The sequence below is a fragment of the Desulfonatronum sp. SC1 genome, assembly GCF_003046795.1.
Classification (GTDB): domain Bacteria; phylum Desulfobacterota; class Desulfovibrionia; order Desulfovibrionales; family Desulfonatronaceae; genus Desulfonatronum.
Genome location: NZ_PZKN01000122.1, coordinates 1 through 467, shown reverse-complemented (window position 1 = coordinate 467; position 467 = coordinate 1). Strand labels below are relative to the sequence as shown.

The following is a 467-nucleotide window of genomic DNA, read 5'->3' as shown; positions in this document are numbered from 1 at the left end:
CTTCATGATTAGCAAAAAAGAACATCAATTACCTTTCGACACCTTCCTGAAAGAACTGAAGCAACGCATGCACAATGTTTTTCACACGCGTGCAGACATAAACAGCCTTGCTGTTAAAAGAGGAATGCCCCCTTTTGTAATGCGTGAAATAATGGATCTGAACCCGCTCTCGGTTGGGATTCCAACAGAGTATGGCGGCAGAGGTAGTATTATGCGCGAAAACATTGCGCTTCTTTCCACAGCATCGTATGAGTCACTGGCGCTATCACTCACTTTTGGCATAAACTCTGCGCTGTTTCTTCAACCTGTGGCAAAATATGCGCAGGAAGATGCAAAAAAAGAGGTTTTCAACAGGTTTCTGAACCACCAGAACATGGGTGGATTGATGATAACGGAACCCGGCTTTGGCAGCGATGCGCTTAACATGCAAACTTCGCACACCACTGAAAATGGAATAAGTCATATAC

At 44.5% G+C, this 467-nt stretch carries 1 protein-coding gene; it reads left to right on the top strand.

The window, feature by feature from the left end; genetic code table 11:
• On the top strand, positions 1-467 hold a 467-nt coding region (locus C6366_RS20965; protein ID WP_199221591.1), incomplete at both ends, for an acyl-CoA dehydrogenase family protein.